This window comes from Amnibacterium kyonggiense, from assembly GCF_004364555.1.
Lineage (GTDB): Bacteria > Actinomycetota > Actinomycetes > Actinomycetales > Microbacteriaceae > Amnibacterium > Amnibacterium kyonggiense.
Genome location: NZ_SOAM01000003.1, coordinates 383,392 through 402,928, shown reverse-complemented (window position 1 = coordinate 402,928; position 19,537 = coordinate 383,392). Strand labels below are relative to the sequence as shown.

General features: G+C 74.4%; 13 protein-coding genes. 8 read left to right on the top strand and 5 right to left on the bottom strand.

Going from position 1 to position 19,537, the window contains the following annotated elements; translation table 11 throughout:
* Positions 1-8: 8 nt before the first annotated feature.
* Positions 9-1,499: a DEAD/DEAH box helicase gene (locus tag CLV52_RS15175; protein WP_133767194.1), complete on the bottom strand. Its 1,491-nt coding sequence runs from the start codon at positions 1,497-1,499 to the stop codon at positions 9-11.
* Positions 1,500-1,671: 172 nt separating this feature from the next.
* Here CLV52_RS15175 and CLV52_RS15170 point away from each other — a divergent pair, with 172 nt between their 5' ends.
* Complete coding sequence (locus CLV52_RS15170; protein WP_162850879.1) at positions 1,672-2,391, top strand: ferritin-like fold-containing protein; 720 nt, start codon at positions 1,672-1,674, stop codon at positions 2,389-2,391.
* 35 nt (positions 2,392-2,426) lie between these two features.
* Positions 2,427-2,591, top strand: coding sequence for a hypothetical protein (locus CLV52_RS18520; protein WP_162850848.1), 165 nt, complete (start codon positions 2,427-2,429; stop codon positions 2,589-2,591).
* Between the two features lie 47 nt (positions 2,592-2,638).
* Here the strand turns inward: CLV52_RS18520 and CLV52_RS15165 are convergent, their stop codons facing one another.
* Both CLV52_RS15165 and CLV52_RS15160 read right to left on the bottom strand, forming a co-directional pair.
* Positions 2,639-2,920 (bottom strand): hypothetical protein, encoded by a 282-nt coding sequence (locus CLV52_RS15165; RefSeq protein WP_133767192.1) that lies wholly within the window; start codon positions 2,918-2,920, stop codon positions 2,639-2,641.
* A 5-nt stretch (positions 2,921-2,925) separates the two neighbouring features.
* A complete protein-coding gene (locus tag CLV52_RS15160) occupies positions 2,926-3,150 on the bottom strand; it encodes a DUF3107 domain-containing protein (RefSeq protein WP_133767191.1) in 225 nt (74 codons plus the stop codon).
* Between the two features lie 162 nt (positions 3,151-3,312).
* Between CLV52_RS15160 and CLV52_RS15155 the strand changes: the two genes are divergently transcribed.
* Positions 3,313-6,369 carry an ATP-dependent helicase gene (locus CLV52_RS15155; RefSeq protein WP_162850878.1) on the top strand — a complete coding sequence of 1,019 codons (3,057 nt, stop codon included), beginning with the start codon at positions 3,313-3,315 and terminating at the stop codon, positions 6,367-6,369.
* Complete coding sequence (locus CLV52_RS15150) at positions 6,362-9,565, top strand: ATP-dependent helicase (RefSeq protein ID WP_246018169.1); 3,204 nt, start codon at positions 6,362-6,364, stop codon at positions 9,563-9,565. The genes CLV52_RS15155 and CLV52_RS15150 overlap by 8 nt, the downstream gene beginning before the upstream one ends.
* On the opposite strand, the gene CLV52_RS15145 is transcribed toward CLV52_RS15150, so the two are convergent.
* Positions 9,496-10,563 (bottom strand): phosphotransferase, encoded by a 1,068-nt coding sequence (locus CLV52_RS15145; RefSeq protein ID WP_162850877.1) that lies wholly within the window; start codon positions 10,561-10,563, stop codon positions 9,496-9,498. The genes CLV52_RS15150 and CLV52_RS15145 overlap by 70 nt on opposite strands.
* Before the next feature lie 80 nt (positions 10,564-10,643).
* Here CLV52_RS15145 and nudC point away from each other — a divergent pair, with 80 nt between their 5' ends.
* Both nudC and CLV52_RS15135 read left to right on the top strand, forming a co-directional pair.
* Positions 10,644-11,582, top strand: a complete 939-nt coding sequence (gene nudC, locus CLV52_RS15140; RefSeq protein ID WP_133767187.1) for an NAD(+) diphosphatase — start codon at positions 10,644-10,646, stop codon at positions 11,580-11,582.
* Entirely contained in the window at positions 11,579-13,327 is a 1,749-nt protein-coding gene (locus tag CLV52_RS15135; protein WP_246018168.1) for an ATP-dependent helicase, read from the top strand. Before nudC ends, CLV52_RS15135 begins: the two co-directional genes overlap by 4 nt.
* A gap of 761 nt (positions 13,328-14,088) precedes the next feature.
* Here CLV52_RS15135 and CLV52_RS15130 read toward each other — a convergent pair.
* Positions 14,089-15,429 carry a zinc-dependent metalloprotease gene (locus CLV52_RS15130; protein WP_133767185.1) on the bottom strand — a complete coding sequence of 447 codons (1,341 nt, stop codon included), beginning with the start codon at positions 15,427-15,429 and terminating at the stop codon, positions 14,089-14,091.
* 20 nt (positions 15,430-15,449) lie between these two features.
* Between CLV52_RS15130 and CLV52_RS15125 the strand changes: the two genes are divergently transcribed.
* Both CLV52_RS15125 and CLV52_RS15120 read left to right on the top strand, forming a co-directional pair.
* Positions 15,450-16,583 carry a YlbL family protein gene (locus CLV52_RS15125; RefSeq protein ID WP_133767184.1) on the top strand — a complete coding sequence of 378 codons (1,134 nt, stop codon included), beginning with the start codon at positions 15,450-15,452 and terminating at the stop codon, positions 16,581-16,583.
* Positions 16,580-19,489 carry a UPF0182 family membrane protein gene (locus tag CLV52_RS15120; protein WP_133767183.1) on the top strand — a complete coding sequence of 970 codons (2,910 nt, stop codon included), beginning with the start codon at positions 16,580-16,582 and terminating at the stop codon, positions 19,487-19,489. Before CLV52_RS15125 ends, CLV52_RS15120 begins: the two co-directional genes overlap by 4 nt.
* Positions 19,490-19,537: the final 48 nt, after the last annotated feature.

Here is a 19,537-nt window from a genome sequence, read left to right as displayed (position 1 = left end):
GACCGGCGTCAGGCGGAGGGCGTCGCCGGGCGCGGACCGCGACGGCGGCGACGCCGGCGCGGCTTGCCCGAGCCGTCGTGCGTGCCGGAGCCCGGGGCGTGCTCCTCGTGCGCGGAGCCCTCGTGCGCGGTGTCCTCGTGCGCGGCGTCGTCGCGGTCGGCGGTCTGCACGGCCGTCTCGACCGGCTGCTCGCCGGACCCGCCGGACGAGCGCGTGCGGGACCGCGAGCGGGACCGGGAGCGCGCGGGCCGCCCCTCGCCGCCCTCGGCCGACGCGGGCCGGGTCGCGGCGGGCTGCGTCGGCGTCGTGCCGGCGGCGCCGGGCAGGCGGCCCTTCGTGCCGACGGGGATGTCGAGGTCCTCGTAGAGGTGCGGGGAGGACGAGTAGGTCTCCACCGGCTCCGGCTTGCCGAACTCGAGCGCCTTGTCGATCAGGGCCCACTTGTGCAGGTCGTCCCAGTCCACGAAGGTCACCGCGATGCCCGTCCGGCCGGCGCGGCCGGTGCGGCCCGCGCGGTGCAGGTACGCGTCCGCGTCCTCCGGGATCGTGTGGTTGATGACGTGGGTCACGTCGTCGACGTCGATGCCGCGGGCGGCGACGTCCGTCGCGATGAGCACGTCGCGCTTGCCGCTGCGGAACGAGGCCATGGCCCGCTCGCGCTGCTCCTGGCCGAGGTCGCCGTGCACCGCGGCCGCGTTGAAGCCGCGGTCGTTCAGCTCCTCCTGCAGGCGCGCGGCGGCGCGCTTCGTGCGCGTGAAGATCACGGTCTTGCCGCGGCCCTCCGCCTGGAGGATGCGCGCCACGACCTCGTCCTTGTCGAGGGAGTGCGCCCGGTAGACGATGTGCTTGATGTTCGCCTGCGTCAGGCCCTCGTCCGGGTCCGTGGCGCGGATGTGGACGGGCCGGTTCATGAAGCGGCGGGCGAGCGCGACGATCGCGCCCGGCATCGTCGCGGAGAACAGCATCGTGTGCCGGTTCGCGGGCGTCTGCGCGAAGAGCTTCTCGATGTCGGGCAGGAAGCCGAGGTCGAGCATCTTGTCGGCCTCGTCGAGCACCATCTCGCGCACGTCGGCGAAGGAGATGAGGCGCTGCCCCGCGAGGTCGAGGAGGCGGCCGGGCGTGCCGACCACGATCTGCGCGCCCGCCTTCAGCGCCTCGATCTGGCCCTCGTAGGCCTTGCCGCCGTAGATCGCGGCGACCTGCGTCGGGCGCGCGGAGGTGGCGAGCTCCAGGTCCTCCGCGACCTGCACGCACAGCTCGCGGGTGGGGACGACCACGAGCACCTTCACGCCCGGCTCCGGGTCGTGGCCGAGGCGCTGGATGATCGGGAGGCCGAAGCCGAGGGTCTTGCCGGTGCCGGTCTTCGCCTGGCCGATGATGTCCTGGCCGGTCAGGCCGAGGGGGATCGTCTGGGACTGGATGGGGAAGGGCTCGACGATGCCCTTCGCGGCGAGGACGTCGACCATGTCCTGGTCGATGCCGAGTTCTGCGAATGTCAAAAGAGGGATGTGCCTGTCGGTGTCGGCGCGCTGCTGCGCGGGTGCTGTCGCGGATCACGGAACGGATCACGCGGGGCTGCGCCGAGATCCTGCGGTCCTGACCGGCGCATGCGGGCCCGCTCCACGGCGGGCTCCGGGAACGCATCCTACTCGCTGCCAATATGCTTGCCGGGTGATCCGATTGGGACGACGGCGCCCTGCCGCGCCCCGCAGGGGCGGCGGCGAGCAGCCCAAGGTCGTCCGGATCGCGCTCGGTGACCTGCGTCCCGACACCGATGCCCTGCTCGGCCGCGTCGCGTACCTGAAGCTCGCGCTGTTCGAGTCGGCGTCCGCCGTCGCGGGGCGCGCGACCGACCTCGCCGACCGTGAGGCGATCACCCGGGTCGCCGCCGTCGTGCTCGAGCAGCACACCGCCCTCTCCTCGATGATCGAGGCCCGCGGGCACAGCTCCGCGGCCGCGATGCACCCCTTCACCGCGGACATCGACCGCTACCGCCGGCGCCTCGCGGACTCGGGGTGGCACGAGTCCGTGCTGACCCTGCACCTCTCCGCCGGACTGCTCGACGGCTTCTTCGCCGGCCTCGCTGCGGGGCTGCCCGAGCCGGAGGCCGGGCGGGTCGTGGAGATCCTCCAGCGCGACATCGGCCACGACGCGCTCGTCGCCGTGCTGCAGGCGGGGCTCGCCGCGGACAAGCGCCTCGCCTCCCGGCTCGCCCTCTGGGGTCGCCGGCTCGTCGGCGACACGCTGCTCGTCGCGCGCGCCGCGCTCGCGGACGTCCGCGACGCCGCGGGGCAGCCGGCGTCCACGGAGGAGCGGCGCATCGAGCCGATCCTCAACGACCTGATCGCGGCCCACACCCGCCGCATGGACCGCCTCGGCCTCACCGCCTGACGCGCCCCGGTGATCGAGCCGGGCGCTCTGCGCCCGTGTCGAGACCACTCCGCGGTCAGGGTGGTCTCGAGGCTCGCTTCGCTCGCACCTCGATCGGCCGCGAGCGCGGCTGGTCGCCGCTCGGGCGCGAGGAGTTCGTCGACGAGGTCGAGCACGGCAGCCTCTCCGTCGGCACCGCGGAGACGGTGGCCCCGATGTGACGCGCAACGCCCCGGCGGAGGACGTCCTCCGCCGGGGCGTTCCCCGGTCAGGCCGCGGCGAGCGCCTGCTCGTCGCGGGCGGCGCGCGACCGGCGCACGACGACGCCGGCGACGACCGCGGAGAGCACGGCGGCCAGCAGCGACGCCAGCCACATGGCCGCGCCCCCCTGCTCGACCCGCGCCCAGGTCAGCGCGACCCACACGACGGCGGCGGCGACGCCGGCGACCGCGGGCAGCAGCAGCACGCCGGTGAGGTCGCGCCGCGGCAGCACCGCGTGCGCCGCCAGGCCGAGGACGATCGCGACCGTCTCGGCGTAGATCAGCTGCACGTGCGTCAGGCGACGAAGCCGACGCGCCGCGTCTTCTCGCTCCCGACCTCGACGTACGCGAGCGTCGCCGTCGGCACGAGGTAGAGCCGCCCGTTCTCGTCCGCGAGCGTGAAGTGCGTCGCCTTCTTCTCGATGGCGTCGCCGATGGTCTTCTGCACGGCGGCAGGCGACTCGGCGCTCTCGAACGCGAGCTCCCGGCCGGAGTTCTGGATCCCGATGCGCACCTCCACGAGGCCGCCCCCTTTCTGCGCCTCCGCCTCGACGGCGGAGGGATGCGTCCCGGCCGATCGCTCGACCGGCCCGGCGCCAGTATCCCGCGGGGCGCTCGGGAGGAGGGCCCGGTTCCGCGCTGGGCGGACAGGATCGCACCGGTGTCGGTCCTCCGTCCTAGCGTGACCGCCGTGCTGGACCAGGGGACCCTCGACGCCGACCAGCGGGCGGTGCTCGCGCTGCCGGTCGGAGCCTCCGCGGTCGTCCTCGGCGCGCCGGGCACGGGCCGCACGACCACCGCCGTCGCCCTCGTCGCGGACCGCATCGGCCGCCGGCTCCTCGAGCCGGAGGAGGTGCTGCTCGTTGCCCCGCGGCGCGCGCAGGCGTCCCGGCTCCGGGACCGGCTGCTGCTCGCGGTGGGCCGCCCGGTGTCCGCGCCGCTCGCCCGCACCGCGGCCTCCCTCGCCTTCGACATCGCGCGAAGGGACGCCGCGGAGGACGGCCGGGACACCCCGGTGCTCCTCTCCGGCGGCGACCAGGACCGGCTGATCGGGCAGCTGCTGCCGGACGCGGAGACCGCGTGGCCGGAGCGGCTCGGAGCCGACGTGCGGAGCACCCGCGCGTTCCGCGGGGAGCTGCGGGAGCTCTTCGCGCGGTGCACCGAGCGCGACGTGACGCCGGACGAGCTCGCAGACCTCGGCGCCCGCGAGGGCCGCGAGGAGTGGTCCGCGGCGGCGGCGTTCTGGCGCGAGTACCTCGAGGTCCTCCCGGCCGTGGAGCCGGACGCGTTCGACTCCGCCGAGCTCGTCGCGATCGCGACGGCCGCCGTGCTGCAGGGGCGTCCGGGGGCCCTCGCCGGTCGGCTGCGCCTCGTCGTCGTCGACGACCTGCAGGACCTCGGCGAGTCCGCGGTCGGCCTGCTCGCCGCCCTCGCCGCCCGCGGCTGCGCGATCGTGGCGTTCGGCGACCCGGACGTCGCCTCGGACACGTTCCGCGGCGGCGAGCCCGACCTGCTGGGCCGGTTCGAGCAGCGCTTCGGCGTCGCGTCGCCCGCCCGCATCGTGCTCGGCACGGTCCATCGGCACCCCGAGACCGTGCGGCGCTTCGTCTCGGCGGTGACCGCGCGGATCGGCACGGCGCTCGCCGGCACGCAGCGGACGGCGACCGCGCGGCCCGGCGGGGAGCCGGTGCGCTCCGTGGAGGCCGACGGCCCCGGCGCGCTCGCGGCCCGGATCGCGCACCTCCTGCGGGAGCGGCACCTCGAGCACGACGTCCCGTTCGCGGACCAGGCGGTTGTCGTCCGGTCGAACGCGCTCGTCGAGCCGCTGGCCCGCGCGCTCGAGATCGCCGGGGTGCCCGCCGTCACCACCGGCACCGCGATCGACGCGACGGAGCGGGCGCCGCGGGCGCTCGTGGAGGTCGTCGCGGTCGCGCTCGGCATCCTCCCGCTCACGCCCGAGTCGGCGGCGGCCCTGGTGACCGGCCCCTTCTGCGGGCTCGACCGCCTCGCCCTCCGGCGCCTCCGCCTCGCGCTGCGGGTCGAGGAGCTCGATGGCGGCGGCGCCCGCAGCGCGGGGGAGCTGCTCGTCGAGGCGCTCGCCGCGCCCGGCCGCCTCGCGACGATCGACACCCCTTTCGCCCGCCGGGCCGCACGGCTGGCGGAGACGATGCAGGCCGTGCGCGCCCTCGACGCCGCCGGCGCGTCGGCGGAGGACCTGCTCTGGCACGTCTGGGACGCGAGCGGCCTCGCGCCGGTGTGGCGCGAGCGGGCGCTCGGCGCCGGGCTCGTCGCCGCCGAGGCGAACCGCGACCTCGACGACCTCGTCGCCCTGTTCGCGTCCGCGGCCCGCGCGGCGGAGCGCGGTCCGACCGATCCCGCGGCGGGGTTCATCAGCGCGCGGCTCGAGGCGGACGTCGCGGAGGACTCGCTCGCGCCGCGGGGGCTCCGGGACGGCGTGCTCGTGACGACGCCCGTGGGCGTCGCCGGGCTCGAGTTCGACACGGTCGTGGTCGCGGGTCTGCAGGACGGCGTCTGGCCGAACCTGCGACCGCGCGGCTCGCTGCTCGGCCTCGGGGACCTCGTGGCCCGGCTCGACGGTCGGGGCGCACCCGCGTCGCCCGTCGACGAGCGCCGCGCCGTGCTGTCGGACGAGCTGCGGCTCTTCGCGCTCGCCGCCTCGCGGGCCAGGTCGGTGCTGCTGCTCGCCGCGATCGCGAACGACGACGAGGCGCCGAGCGTGCTGCTCGGCCTCGCGGACGGGCCGGCGCCGGACGGCACGGCGACCGCGCCGAACGCGCTCCGGCCGCTCGTCGGGCTCCTCCGCCGCACCGCCGTGACCGGCGGGGAGGCGGAGCGCGCCGAGGCGGCGTCCGCGCTGGCCCGGCTCGCCCGGGCCGAGGTGCCGGGCGCCGCGCCGTCGGGGTGGTGGGGGCTCGCCGCACCCTCGACGACCGAGCCCCTCGTGCCGGACCCGGAGCAGCCGGTGCGGGTGTCGCCGTCGAAGCTCGAGCGGTTCGAGGAGTCGCCGCTGGACTGGTTCCTCGAGCGGGTCGCGGGCGGGGAGCCGATGCTCGCCGGCGCGATCGGCACGATGCTTCACTGGGTGCTCGAGACGGCGACGTCGCCGGACGAGGCGTCGCTCCTCGCCGCGCTCGAGGGCCGGTGGCGGGAGCTCGACTTCGAGGCGGCCTGGGTCGAGGAGCGCGAGCACCGGCTGGCGAACCGGATGATCGGCGCGATCTCGCGGTACCTCGCGGACGTCGCAGCGGAGCGCGCCGAGCTGATCGGCGGCGAGACCGCGTTCGAGTTCCCCGTCGGCCGCGCGCTCGCGACGGGGACGATCGACCGCATCGAGCGCGATCGCGACGGCCGGGTCCGCGTCGTCGACCTGAAGACCGGGTCGACCCGGCCGTCGGCGGCGGAGACCGCCCGGCACGCGCAGCTCGGGGTCTACCAGCTCGCGGTGCGGGCCGGCGTGGTCGAGGGCGTGAGCGCCGAGGCCGCGACGACGGGTGCGGCGCTCCTGTACGTCCGGCAGAAGACGAAGGACCCGTACACGCTCATCGCGCAGCAGCCCCTCGATGAGGAGGCAGCCGCCGAGTTCCGCTCCCGGCTCGCCGCCGCGGCGGAGGGGATGGCCGGGGCGACGTTCGAGGGCCCGGTCGAGCCCGATGTCCGGTTCGGCTCGAGCCCCTTCCGCCCGATGCTCCTCCGCGTGCCGGACGTGTGCGGTGGCTGAGCTGCGCACCGCGGAGGTCTCCGCGCTCGAGATCGCGGAGCGGCTCGGCAAGCCCGCACCGACTCCGCAGCAGCGGGCCGTCGTCGAGGCGCCGCTCGACCCGGCGCTCGTCGTCGCCGGGGCCGGCAGCGGCAAGACCGAGACCATGGCGATGCGGGTGCTGTGGCTGCTCGCGAACCGTCGCGTGCAGGCGGCCGAGATCCTCGGCCTGACCTTCACGCGGAAGGCCGCCTCCGAGCTGGGGGAGCGGATCCGCGAGCGGCTCGGGATGCTCGCGCGGGCCGGTCTCGCCCCGGACTACGACCCCTTCGACCCGCCCGTCGTGTCGACGTACAACGCGTTCGCGAACGGCCTCTACCGCGACCACGCGGTCCGCATCGGGCGGGACGCGGACGGCGTCGTGCTCGGTGAGGCCTCCGCGTGGCAGCTCGCCCGGCGCGTGGTGTTGGAGGCGCAGGACCCGGGCCTCGGCGAGCTCGACCTCGGCGTCGACCGGATCACCCAGCTCGTGCTCGACCTCGCGAACGGGCTCGGCGAGCACGCGGCCGACCCGGCCGCGGTCGCCGACTACGCCGCGGCCTACGGGGACGCGATCGAAGCGCTGCCCTACGGCGGCCGCTTCGCGCTGCAGGGCGACGTCGACGAGGCCCTCGTGCCGGCGCGGACCCTGCCGGTGCTGCTGCGCCTGGCGGAGGCGTTCCGCGCGGCGAAGCGGTCGATCGGCGCCGTCCAGTACAGCGACCAGGTCTCGCTCGCGCTCGACATCACGGCGGCGGCGCCCGACGTGGTCGAGACGCTCCGCGCCCGCCACCGCGTCGTGCTCCTCGACGAGTACCAGGACACCTCGGTCGTGCAGACGCGCCTGCTCGCGCGGCTCTTCGCCGGCGGCGCGGTGATGGCGGTCGGCGATCCGCACCAGTCGATCTACGGGTGGCGCGGCGCCTCCGCGGCGAACCTCGACGACTTCGCCCGCGACTTCGGGCGCTCGAGCGAGGACGGGGCGGACGGCGAGCCCGTCGCCGTGCACGCGCTCAGCACGAGCTGGCGCAACGGCACCCGCATCCTCGAGGCGGCGAACGCCGTCGCCGCCCCGCTGTCGGCGGCCGCCCGCGTGCCGGTCCTGACCCTCGAGCCCTCCCCGATCGCGTCGGAGCACGAGGTGGACGTCGTCTTCCCCGAGACGCTCGCGGAGGAGGCGGACGCGGTCGCGGCGTGGTTCAAGCAGGCGCTCGAGGCGGCCTCCCGCCCGCCCTCCGCAGCGATGCTCGTGCGCGCCCGCCGCACGCTGCCGGAGTTCCTCGCCGCGTTCCGCCGAGCGGGCGTGCCGTACCACGTGCTCGGCGTCGGCGGCCTGCTGCTCGAGCCGGAGGTGATGGACCTCGTCTCCGCACTCCGCGTCGTCCACGACGCCCAGGCCGGTCCGGAGCTCGTCCGCCTGCTCGCCGGCGGCCGCTGGCGCATCGGCCCCGCCGACCTCGCCGCGCTGCAGCACCTCGCGCGGTGGCTCGAGCGCCACGACCCGACCGAGCGCCGGCTCGCACCCGAGGTCGCCGCGGCCTTCGACCGGTCGCTCGCGGAGGGGGAGAGCGCCTCCATCGTCGACGCGCTCGACTTCCTGGCGCGGCGCCGTTCGCACAGCGCCATCGCCGGGTTCAGCGAGGAGGGCCTCGTGCGCCTCCGGGACGCGGGCGCCCTGTTCGCCGGCCTGCGCGCCCGCTCCGGCGGCGACCTGCCCGGCTTCGTCCGGCTGACGATCGAGACGCTCGGCCTCGACATCGAGGTCGCCGCGAACGAGCGCCTGCTCGGACCTGCACCGCTCGAGTCGTTCGACGAGGCGCTGACGGGCTACCTCGCGGTGTCCGACGCGGCGACGCTCGGAGGCTTCCTCGGCTGGCTGCAGACGGCCGAGCAGAAGGAGGACCTCTCGCCCCGCACGGAGCCGCCCGAGGCGGGCACCGTGCAGGTGCTGACGATCCACGGCTCCAAGGGCCTCGAGTGGGACCTCGTCGCGGTGCCGCGGCTCGTCGCCGACGAGCTGCCGTCGAAGCCGCAGAGCGGCAAGGGCTGGCTCACCGCCGGCGTGCTGCCGTACCCGTTCCGCGGCGACGCCGAGGAGCTGCCGCGGCTCGACTGGCGGTCGCTCGAGGACCGGAAGGCGCTGAAGGCCGAGCTGAAGGCGTTCAAGACGGAGGTCGGGGCGATGCTGCTCGCCGAGGAGCGACGGCTCGCCTACGTCGCCATCACCCGCGCGCGGCACCGCCTCCTGCTCTCCGGCTCGTTCTGGGGCGGGCAGCGGCGAGCGCGTCGGCCCTCCCCGTTCCTGCTCGACGTCGCGGAAGCCGGGGTCGTGCCGCCGCCGCCCGACGCGTCCGCCTTCGACGAGCGGCCCGAGGGCGCCCCGGCCGAGGTGCTGCTCTGGCCGTCCGACCCGCTCAGCGGACGCCGCGAGCAGGTCGAGGCTGCGGCCGCCGCGGTCTTGACGGCGGCCGGGGGCGGCGGCCGCTGGGCGCGATCGGTCGACCTGCTGCTCGCCGAACGGGCGCGCCGCGCGGCGGGCGGGCGCACGGTGCTGCCGGACCGCATCTCGGCGTCGCGCTTCAAGGACTTCGTCGACGACCTCGACGCGGTCGTGGCCGCGGTGCGCCGCCCGATGCCCGAGCGGCCGTACCGTGCCACGCGGCTCGGTACCGTCTTCCACGCCTGGGTCGAGCAGCGCGCCGGCGTGCCCGGCACGGACGAGCTCATCGACGCCGGCCGGTCCGAGCGGGACGAGGAGATCGAGCCGGACGACGACGTACCGGGCCTCGACGCGCTGCGGCGCACGTTCGAGGCGAGCGAGTGGGGCGGGCTCGAGCCGCTCGAGGTCGAGACGGAGATCCAGGTGCCGTTCGAGGGCCGGATCCTCGTCTGCAAGATCGACGCCGTCTACCGCCGGGGCGACCGGATCGAGATCGTCGACTGGAAGACCGGTCGGCCGCCGACCTCGAAGGAGGACGCGGACCTGAAGCAGTTCCAGCTCGCGCTGTACCGCTTCGCATACGCGAAGCGCGAGGGCATCGACCCGGCGGGCATCGATGCGGCCTTCTACTACGTGGCGCACGACCTGGTCGTGCGGCCGGAGCGGGTCTACTCGGAGGCGGAGCTGCGCGAGGCGTGGAAGGCGAGCGGCGCACGGGAGGCACCGGACGCCCGCTGACGCCGCGCGTCGAGCATCCGCTCGACCTCGGCGACGGTGAGCGTCGGCTTCCGCTCGCCCACGAGTGTGCCCGCGGTGCCGTCGAGCGCGGAGGCGAGGAGCGCCTCGAGCATCTGCACCGCGTCGTCCGCGATGACGGCGTCGCGGCGCTCCACCCCGTGCAGCAGCCATCGCGCGATCTCGAGCTCCGCGTAGAGCAGGGCGCGGCGCGTCAGCGCGGTGTCCGCGTTCCGCCCCCGGATCGCCGTGTAGGTGTCGAGGACGGTCGACGCGGCGCCCGCCTCCGGCAGGCCGAGCACCCAGGCGAGGTCGCGGGCCGGATCGCCGACCTGCAGCCCGGCCCATCCGAGCACCCCGGTCACCCGGCTGTCCGGATCCTCCTTCGGGGAGACGAGCAGGCTCTCGGCCGCGAGGCCGCCGTGCACCACGCAGGGCTGGAAGCGCCACAGGGTCGCGTCCGCAACCGCGTCCGACCACCGGTTGATCAGCTCGAGCGGCACGTCGCCGGTGGAGTCGACCCGCTTGATGAGGTCCTCGACGCCGCGCAGGCAGTCCGCCGCGGTCGCGACCGGCAGCTGCGCGTCAGCGACCACCGCGGTGGGCAGCTCGTGGATCGCCGCGACGGCGCGTCCGATGGACCCGGCAAGCGCGCTGTCCGCGCCGACGGCGCCGGGCTGCAGCCGGACGCCGGGGAGGTAGGAGGTGACGACCGCCTGCGGCGCGGGCAGGACACCCTTCGTCGACGGCACCGCGAAGGGGAGCCGGGCGCGCACACCCGGGGTGAGGACCTCGAGCACGCCGACCTCCGCGGTCAGGCGGGCCGCGGACTGCTGGTCGACCGGCGCGCGGACGACCAGGTGTTCGCCCTCGGCGTCCGTGAGCAGCGCGGCGTCGTGCTGCCCCTCGCCGCCGCCCGTGAACGTCCGCGTGACGGCGACGTCGAGGCCGGGAACGGCCAGTGTCGCCAGCGCGGCTAGGGTGAAGCGGTGCCTGGACATGCGCTCCAGGCTAGGTCGGGGGGCCTCCCACCCCTTCCGGCGCATCGGCGTGTCCGCGCCGGGGAGGAGTGAGCACCGTCGTGCCCGAAGGATTCAGCGATTCGCTTCCACTGGGCCGCAGCACCCTCGATCGCGACGCGGTCTCCCGCGATCGGCCGGGCGTGCTCGAGGACTCGTGGGCGGACCCGGCGACCCGCGTCGCGGTGCTGTCCGGCGGTCGCGCGCTGCTGACGGAGGACGGCTCGGGGCTGGCGCTGCTGCCGCCCACGGCGCTGCCGGACGGCGCGCTGCTGCTGTACCTGGGCCGCACGACGGAGGAGGGCGATCCGCCGGTCGGCACGGTCGTGCTCGGCGCGGTCTACGACCGTCCGCCGGTCGACGGCGAGTGGGCCGACCTGCGGCTGGACGGGGCACGGCTCAGCGCCCGCGACGCCGGCCTGTTCGCCGAGCTGCTCGGCCTCGCGAACTGGCACCGCACGGCCGGCTTCTCCCCGCGCTCCGGCGCGTCGACCGTCGTCGGGCGGGGCGGCTGGGTCCGCCACCCGGACGGCTTCGAGGCGGAGGCGAGTGGCGAGCACGTCTTCCCCCGCACCGACGCCGCCGTGATCATGGGCGTCGTCGACGGCCGCGACCGGCTGCTCCTCGCGCGCAACCAGGCGTGGCCCGAGCGCCGGGTGTCGGTGCTCGCCGGCTTCGTCGAGCCGGGGGAGTCGTTCGAGGCCGCGGTGCGCCGCGAGGTGCAGGAGGAGGTCGACGTCCGCGTCGGCGCCTGCGAGTACCTCGGTTCGCAGCCCTGGCCGTTCCCCGCGAGCGTCATGGTCGGTTTCATCGCCCGCACGGAGGAACCGGGCGAGGTCGAGCTGCGCCCGGACGGCGAGGAGATCCGGGAGGCACGCTGGTGGTCGCGCGATGACCTCCGCACCGCTGCGGGCACCGAGCTGCTGCTGCCGGGGCGGACCTCCATCGCCCGGGCGATCATCGAGCACTGGTACGGCGGGCGGCTCGAGGGCGACTGGTGAGTGACGCGGACGCCCTGCTCGACGCGCTCGACGAGCAGCAGCGGGCGGCGGCGGAGGCGCTGACCGGCGCCGTCTGCGTGCTCGCCGGAGCGGGCACGGGCAAGACCCGCACGATCACCCACCGCATCGCGTACGGCGTCGCGACGGGCGTGTTCCCGCCGAAGCGGGTGATGGCGCTGACCTTCACGACCCGGGCGGCCGCGGAGCTCCGCGCCCGGCTCGCGTCGCTCGGCGCGCCCGGCATCGCCGCCCGCACGTTCCACTCCGCCGCGCTCGCGCAGCTGAACCACTTCTGGCCGCAGCTGATGGGCTCGCCCGCCCCGTCGATCCTCGACGGCAAGGCGCGGCTCATCGCGCGGGCCGCGGAGGGCCTCCGTCTCCGGCTCGGCAGCGCGGCGCTGAAGGACGCGGCCGGCGAGATCGAGTTCCGCAAGACGGCCGCGATGACCATGGAGCGGTACGTCGTCGCGGCCGCCGACCGCGTGATGCCGGAGGGCCTCGACGTCGACGCGATGATCGCCCTCGCGGAGCGCTACGAGACCATCAAGGACGAGCAGCGCCTCATCGACTTCGAGGACGTCCTCCTCGCGACGACCGGGATGATCGAGTCGGAGCCGCAGGTCGCGACGGAGGTCCGCGAGCAGTACCGCTTCTTCACCGTCGACGAGTACCAGGACGTCTCGCCGGCGCAGCAGGGGCTGCTCGAGGCGTGGCTCGGGGACCACACGGACGTGTGCGTGGTCGGCGACGCGAGCCAGACCATCTACTCCTTCGCAGGCGCGCAGTCCGAGTACCTCCTTCGCTTCGGGGAGCGCCCGGGCGCGTCCGTCGTGCGGCTCGAGCACAACTACCGGTCCGTCGACGGGGTCGTGAAGGCGGCGAACAGCCTCATGACGGGACGGCGCGGTGCGCTGACCCTCACCGCGGTGCGGCGCAGCGCCGACCCTCGGGAGCCGGTCGTGCAGGTGCGGGACTACGCGGACGACGCGGACGAGGCGGCCGGCGTCGCGCAGGCCGTCGCGGCGCAGATCGCGAGCGGCACCGCACCGGCCGACATCGCCGTGCTCGTGCGGATCAACGCGCAGGCCGCGGTGCTCGAGCAGGCGTTCGCCGCGCAGGGCGTCGCGGTCACGACCGGTCGCGCGACGCGGTACTTCGAGCAGCCGGTCGTGCGGAAGGCGATCGAGCTGCTCCGCGCCGCGGTGCTGGCGAAGCTCGACGAGCCGCTCGTGAAGTCGGTGAGCGACGCGCTGCGCCAGCTCGGGCACACGCACCACGCGCCGCAGGGGCCGGGGGAGCAGCGGACGCAGTGGGAGCTGCTCGACGCGCTCGGGACGCTCGCCGAGCAGGCGCCGGCCGGGACGACGCTGCCCGCGTTCGTCGCCGAGCTCGCGGAGCGGGCGGCCGCGCAGCACGAGCCGCCGGTCAGCGCGGTATCGGTGCTGACGCTCCACGCGGCGAAGGGCCTCGAGTGGCCGGTCGTGCACCTGATCGGCTGCTCGGAGGGGCTGCTGCCGATCTCCTACGCGACGACGGCCGCCGAGGTGGAGGAGGAGCGGCGGCTGCTCTACGTCGGCATCACGCGGGCGCGGGACCGGCTGCGGGTGTCGTGGGCGCGCTCGGCGGCGCCGCGGCCGGGGGAGCGGCGGCCGTCCCGCTTCCTGTCGGAGCTGGGTCCGGCGGTCCCGCTGCCGCAGGCGACCGGCACGAGCACCGCTCGTGCCAGGGTCGGGGCACGCGGCTGATCGCACCGTCGGCCGCGATCCGCACCGCGACGCCCTCCAGCCCGGTCGGACCGCCGTCCCGCATCCGGTCGAGCGCCTCGCCGAGCACGCCGCAGGCGGCGAGCCGCACGCGGATCGACCGCGACGTCCTGGCGGGTCCCCGCCGGAGCAGCTGCGCGGCGATCGCCCGCCAGGCCGGGTCGTCGAGCCGGTGCTCCTCCGCGCACCGGAGGCAGGGCGTTGCGCCCGGCACGACCGCGGGACCGACGACGGCGGCCTGATCGCCGAAGACCAGCGCGACGTGCGGCAGGTCGGCCGCGAGCCGGCGGACCGTGGCCGCGGGCGGCACGAGGTGGTGCGCGACGACGACGGCGACGTCCGGAGCGGCGTCCTCCTCCGGCCCGAACCAGTGCCGGATCAGGCCCGTCAGGTCGGGCGGCCCGTCGAGGGCGATGCGCAGCGGCGGCGTCTCGAGCGCGCCCGGGACGAGCGCGGGGCGGATGCGCCGGAGGAGTCCGTCGAGGTCGTCGAGACCGGCTTCGTCCGCCACCGCCTCGAGCCGCCGACGCCCGACCCCGACGGTGAGCGCGTGGAGGACCTGCTCCGCGCCGGGCGGCACGTCCTCGAGCACCGCGAGCGCGGGGTCGTGGCCGAACTGGAGGCTGTCGGGCGTCCGCCAGAGCGGCGGCGCCGCGGGGTCGATCCGGAGCACCCGAGGAGTGTGCCGACTCGGCCGGATCCGCGCGCCGCGCTCTCCACAGCCCGCTGCACCGGCGGGCGGATCAGACGGGCGGGGGCGGGTCGTCGCCGCGGAGGAGCTCCTCGATCTCGCGGTCGACGTCGTCCTTCGGCGGCTCGGCGGCCGTGAGCCGGGCGATCAGCGCGTCCGGCGCGTCGATGTCCTCCGCGGTCGGCAGGAGGTCCGGGTGCGACCAGAGCGCGTCCCGGCCGGCGGTGCCGAGCGCGTCGGTCACTCGGCGCCACATCGCCGCCGCCTCGCGCAGCCGTCGCGGCCGCAGCTCGAGCCCGACCAGGGTCGCGAACGCCTGCTCGCCCGGCCCGCCGGTCGCCCGGCGACGCCGCACGGTCTCGGCGATCGCTCCGGACTTCGGCAGGCGCGCCGTCGCGTCGGCGGTCACCACGTCGACCCAGCCCTCGACGAGCGCCAGCGTCGTCTCGAGGCGGTTCAGCGCCGCCTCCTGCGACTCGGTCTTCGGCGGGATGAGCTCGCCGGAGGAGAACGCCTCCTTGAGCCGCTCGGTGTCCGTCGGGTCGAAGCCCTCCGCGAACCGCTGCACCTGGTCGATGTCGACGCCGAGGTCGCGCGAGAAGTCCGCGATCGTGCTCGTGAGCTGCAGGCGCAGCCACCGCGCGTGCCGGAACAGGCGCGCGTGCGCCAGCTCCCGCACCGCGAGGTAGAGGGCGATCTGCTGCTCGTCGATGTCCAGGCCCTCGCCGAATGCGGCGAGGTTCTGGGGCAGGAGGGCCGCCTTGCCGTCCGGCAGCAGCGGCACACCGACGTCACCGCCGGAGACCACGTCCGCCGCGAGGCCGCCGACGACCGCGCCGAGCTGCGCGGCGAAGATCGTGCCGCAGACCTGCTGGATCATCCGGCCCGCATCGGGGACGCGCGCGGCGAGCTCGCCCGCGATCTCCGGCGGGATCTGCTCGGTGAAGACGCTCGTGAGCGAGTCCGCGATGCGCAGCGCGACCGGCTCCGCGAGCTGCACCCAGAACGGCATCGTCTGCCGGATCCACTGGGTGCGGGTCAGGGTGCCCGGCGTCTCGGGCAGCGTGTCGAAGGTCGTCGACTCGTCGAGCCAGAGGCTCGCGACGCCGAACGCCTGCGTGACCGCCGCGGTCTGCTGGTCGGTCGCGGACAGCGTCCCGGCGCCGGCGGCGGCGATCGCCTGATCGGTGGCGATCGACCAGTCGATCGTCCCGTCCGGGTTCTGCATCGCCTGGCGCAGCTGCGCCATCAGCTGCTCGAGGCCGGCAGCGCCGCCCGGCAGCCCCATCGCCTTGGCGAGGGCGGCGGTGTCGGGCGCACCCCCGCCCGCCATCATCCGGCGCAGCATCTCCTGCAGATCCGGTTCGGAGGCGTCGTCCGGCTCATCGGCCATGGCTTTACGCTAGGCGCTCCATGCAGGAACAGGGGCCGCGTTCGCTCGACGCGCACAGCCGGCCCGCGACGGGCACGTCCCGCGTCGTCCCCGTCGTCGCCCTGCTCGCGGTCGCCCTCGTCCTCGTGGTCGCGCTGCTGCCCTCGCCGTACGCGGTCGAGCAGCCCGGTCCTGTCTTCGACACGCTCGGCTCGAGCGGCACCGGCAAGGACCGCGCTCCGCTCATCTCGATCCCGGACCGGAGGACGTACCCGACGACGGGTCGGCTCGACCTGCTCACCGTGTCCGTGGTGGGCACGGTGTCGTCCGGGCCGTCGTGGCTCGACCTGGCCCAGGCGTGGCTCGATCCGACGAAGACCGTGATCCCGCTCGAGGCGGTCTTCCCGCAGGGGGAGACGCAGCAGCAGGCGGATCGGGAGAGCGCCCAGGAGATGACCTCGTCGCAGCAGAGCGCCATCGCGGCGGCCCTCACCGACCTCGGCTACGACGTGGACGGGAAGGTGACCGTCGCCACCGTGCGGGCGGGGTCCGCCGCCGCGGGCGTGCTGCGTCCGGGCGACGTCGTCACCGAGTACGACGGGCGGCGGATCCAGGACGCGTGCTCGCTGCAGAACGCCGTCATCGCGGGCGGGGCGAAGGCGTCGACCGTCGTCGTGACCCGCGACGGCGCCTCCCGCACCCTCGACGTCACGCCGAAGCGGGTGCCGGACGGGACGGGCGGCACGCGGCCGCTCCTCGGCGTCACGAGCTCGGCGACGGTGAAGCCGCCGTTCGAGGTCGACCTGCGGATCGACGACGTCGGCGGCCCGTCCGCAGGGATGATGTTCGCGCTCGGCATCATCGACAAGCTCACGCCCGGGTCCCTGACGGGCGGGCGCCATGTCGCCGGCACCGGGACGATCTGCGGCGACGGCACGGTCGGCGCGATCGGCGGCATCGTGCAGAAGATGGCGGCAGCGCGGGCGGCCGGAGCGACCCTGTTCCTCGCGCCCGAGGCGAACTGCGACGAGGTGGAGGGGCACATCCCTGGTGGTCTCGATGTGGTTGCTGTGGGCACCCTCTCGGACTCCCTCGAGGCGCTCGAACACGTGCGTGACCAGGGATCCGTCCGGGGCCTGCCGACCTGCTCGGCACGGGTAGGCTCCTCCGGGTGACGACGCAGGCAGCAGCGCCGGCACGACGGAGGCGCGCGGTACTCGCGATCACCCTGGGCGTCGTGGTCGTGCTCCTCATCGGGTTCTTCCTCTTCGCGGGTCTGTACACGGACGCGCTCTGGTTCGGGAAGCTCGGCTACTCGAGCGTCCTGTACACGGAATGGCTCGCCATCGCCGGGCTCTTCGTCGTGGGCTTCCTCGGCATGGCCGTCCCCGTGATCGTGACGATCCAGCTCGCGTACCGGCTCCGCCCCGTCTACGCGAAGCTGACCGCGCAGCTCGACCGCTACCAGCAGGTCATCGAGCCGCTGCGCCGCGTCGTGATGATCGGCGTGCCGGTCGTGGTCGGCCTCTTCGCGGGCGTCTCGGCGGCCGCCCGCTGGCAGCCGATCCTGCTGATGTTCCACGCGCAGGACGTGCCCGGGCAGACCGATCCGGTCTTCGGGATGAACGTCGGCTTCTACCTCTTCACGCTGCCCGCGCTGCACGGCATCGTCGGCTTCGCGTCCGCGGTGCTCGTCGTCTCCACCGTGGCGGCGATCGCGACCTCCTACCTCTACGGCGGCATCCGCGTGGTCGGCCGCGACATCCGGGTCTCGCGCGCCGCGCGGGTGCAGGTCGCGGTGACCTTCGCGGTCTTCCTCCTGCTGCAGGCGGTCAGCCTGTACCTGGACCAGTTCACGACGCTCTACGACCAGAGCACCGGCGGTCTGTTCACCGGCGCGGCCTACGCGGACGCGAACGCGGTCATCCCCGGCCGGCTGATCCTCGCGGTCTGCGCCCTGCTCGTCGCCGCGCTCTTCGTCGTCACCGCGGTCATCGGTCGTTGGCGTCTGCCGCTGATCGGCACCGGCCTGCTCGTCGTCGTCTCGATCGTCGTCGGCTCCGTCTTCCCCTGGGCCCTCTGGAACCTGCAGGTGAAGCCGAACGAGGGCAGCCTGGAGCGGCCCTACATCAAGTCCGCGATCAACGCGACGCGTGAGGCCTACGGCGTGGCCGGGACGAAGCAGATCGCCTACAACGCGAAGACCACGGCGCAGGAGGGCGCGCTCCGCTCGGACGCGCAGACCACCGCGAACATCCGGATCATCGACCCCAACGTCGTGTCGGCGACCTTCGCGCAGCTGCAGCAGTTCAAGCAGTACTACAAGTTCCCGGCGTTCCTCGACGTCGACCGCTACCGGATCGACGGCACCTCGCAGGACGCCGTCGTCGCGGTCCGGGAGCTGAACCAGGCCGGCCTGCAGACCTCGTCGCCGTACAACAACACCTTCGTCTACACGCACGGCTACGGCCTGGTCGCCGCATACGGCACGAAGCCGACCGCCGGCGGCGCCCCGTCCTTCTTCGAGTCGAACATCCCGACGAGCGGCTCCCTCGACATCAAGCAGCCGGGCATCTACTTCGGTGAGAACTCGCCGCCGTTCTCGGTCGTCGGCGCACCGAAGAGCACGAAGCCGATCGAGCTCGACTACGCGAGCGGCAACGGCGCGAACAGCGAGCAGCAGAGCTCGACCTATGACGCCACGGGGGCGGGGGAGGGCGGTCCGAGCGTCGGGAACCTCTTCAACCGGCTCGTCTACGCTCTGAAGTTCTCCTCCGACCAGATCCTGCTGTCGAACGCCGTCAACCAGGACTCGCAGATCCTCTACGACCGCGACCCGAAGACGCGCGTGCAGAAGGTCGCCCCCTACCTGACGCTCGACTCGGATCCGTACCCGTCCGTCGTCAACGGCCGGATCGTGTGGATCGTCGACGGGTACACGACCTCGTCGAGCTACCCCTACTCGAGCAGCCAGAGCCTCACGCAGGCGCTGTCGAACTCGAACACCAACACGACGACGAGCTACGCGACCGACCAGATCAACTACATCCGCAACTCCGTCAAGGCGACGGTCGACGCCTACACGGGGCAGGTGAAGCTCTACGCCTGGGACCCGAGCGACCCGGTGCTGAAGGCCTGGCGCAGCGTCTTCCCGTCGACCGTCGAGAACCTGTCGGCGATGGGCGGCGACCTGATCAGCCACGTGCGCTACCCGGAGGACCTCTTCCGCGTGCAGCGCGAGGTGCTCGGCCAGTACCACGTGACGAGTCCTGCGCTCTGGTACACGAGCGAGGACCAGTGGGGCACGCCGAACGACCCGTCGGCCGCCGCGGACACGAACAACACGTCGAAGCAGCCGCCGTACTACCTGACGATGAAGCTGCCGACGCAGGACGCACCGACGTTCTCGCTGTACTCGACGTTCATCCCTGGCTCGAGCACGACGGAGCAGCGCGGTCGCCTCACCGGCTACCTCGCCGTGGACGCCGACGCCGGGTCGACGCAGGGGACGAAGGCGGCCGACTACGGCCAGCTCCGCCTGCTCGTGCTGCCCCAGAACAACGTCGTGTCCGGGCCGACGCAGGTCCAGGCCGCGTTCCAGTCCGACACCACGATCAAGTCGCAGCTGAACCTGCTGAACATCGGCGGCTCGTCCGGGTCGGGATCGAGCGTCATCTACGGCAACCTGCTCACGATCCCGGTCGGCGGCGGCCTCCTGTACGTCGAGCCGGTGTACGTGAAGTCGAGCTCGAGCAACTCCTACCCGCTGCTGCGGAAGGTGCTGACGGCGTTCGGCGGCAACGTGCAGATCGCGGACACCCTCGACGAGTCGCTGAATGCGCTCTTCGGCGGCAACTCGGGCACGGACACGCCGGACTCCGGCAACGGCAACACCCCGACGACCCCGACGACGCCGAGCACGGGCACCGACAACGCGAAGCTGCAGGCGGCGCTCGCCGACGCGAAGCAGGCGCTCGCCGATCGCGAGGCGGCGTACAAGGACAACGACCTCGTCAAGGCCGCGCAGGCGGACAAGGCGCTGCAGCAGGCGATCGCCGACGCGATCGCCGCGGAGGGCTGATCCCGGTCGACGTCCGAGCCCCGCGCCGAGGGATGGTAGGCTTCTTCA

Coding starts and splice junctions, on each gene's coding strand:
- CLV52_RS15145 (WP_162850877.1), bottom strand. CDS start 10,563: ATGTCCAGGCACCGCTTCACCCTAGCCGCGCTGGCGACACTGGCCGTT.
- CLV52_RS15130 (WP_133767185.1), bottom strand. CDS start 15,429: ATGGCCGATGAGCCGGACGACGCCTCCGAACCGGATCTGCAGGAGATG.
- CLV52_RS15125 (WP_133767184.1), top strand. CDS start 15,450: ATGCAGGAACAGGGGCCGCGTTCGCTCGACGCGCACAGCCGGCCCGCG.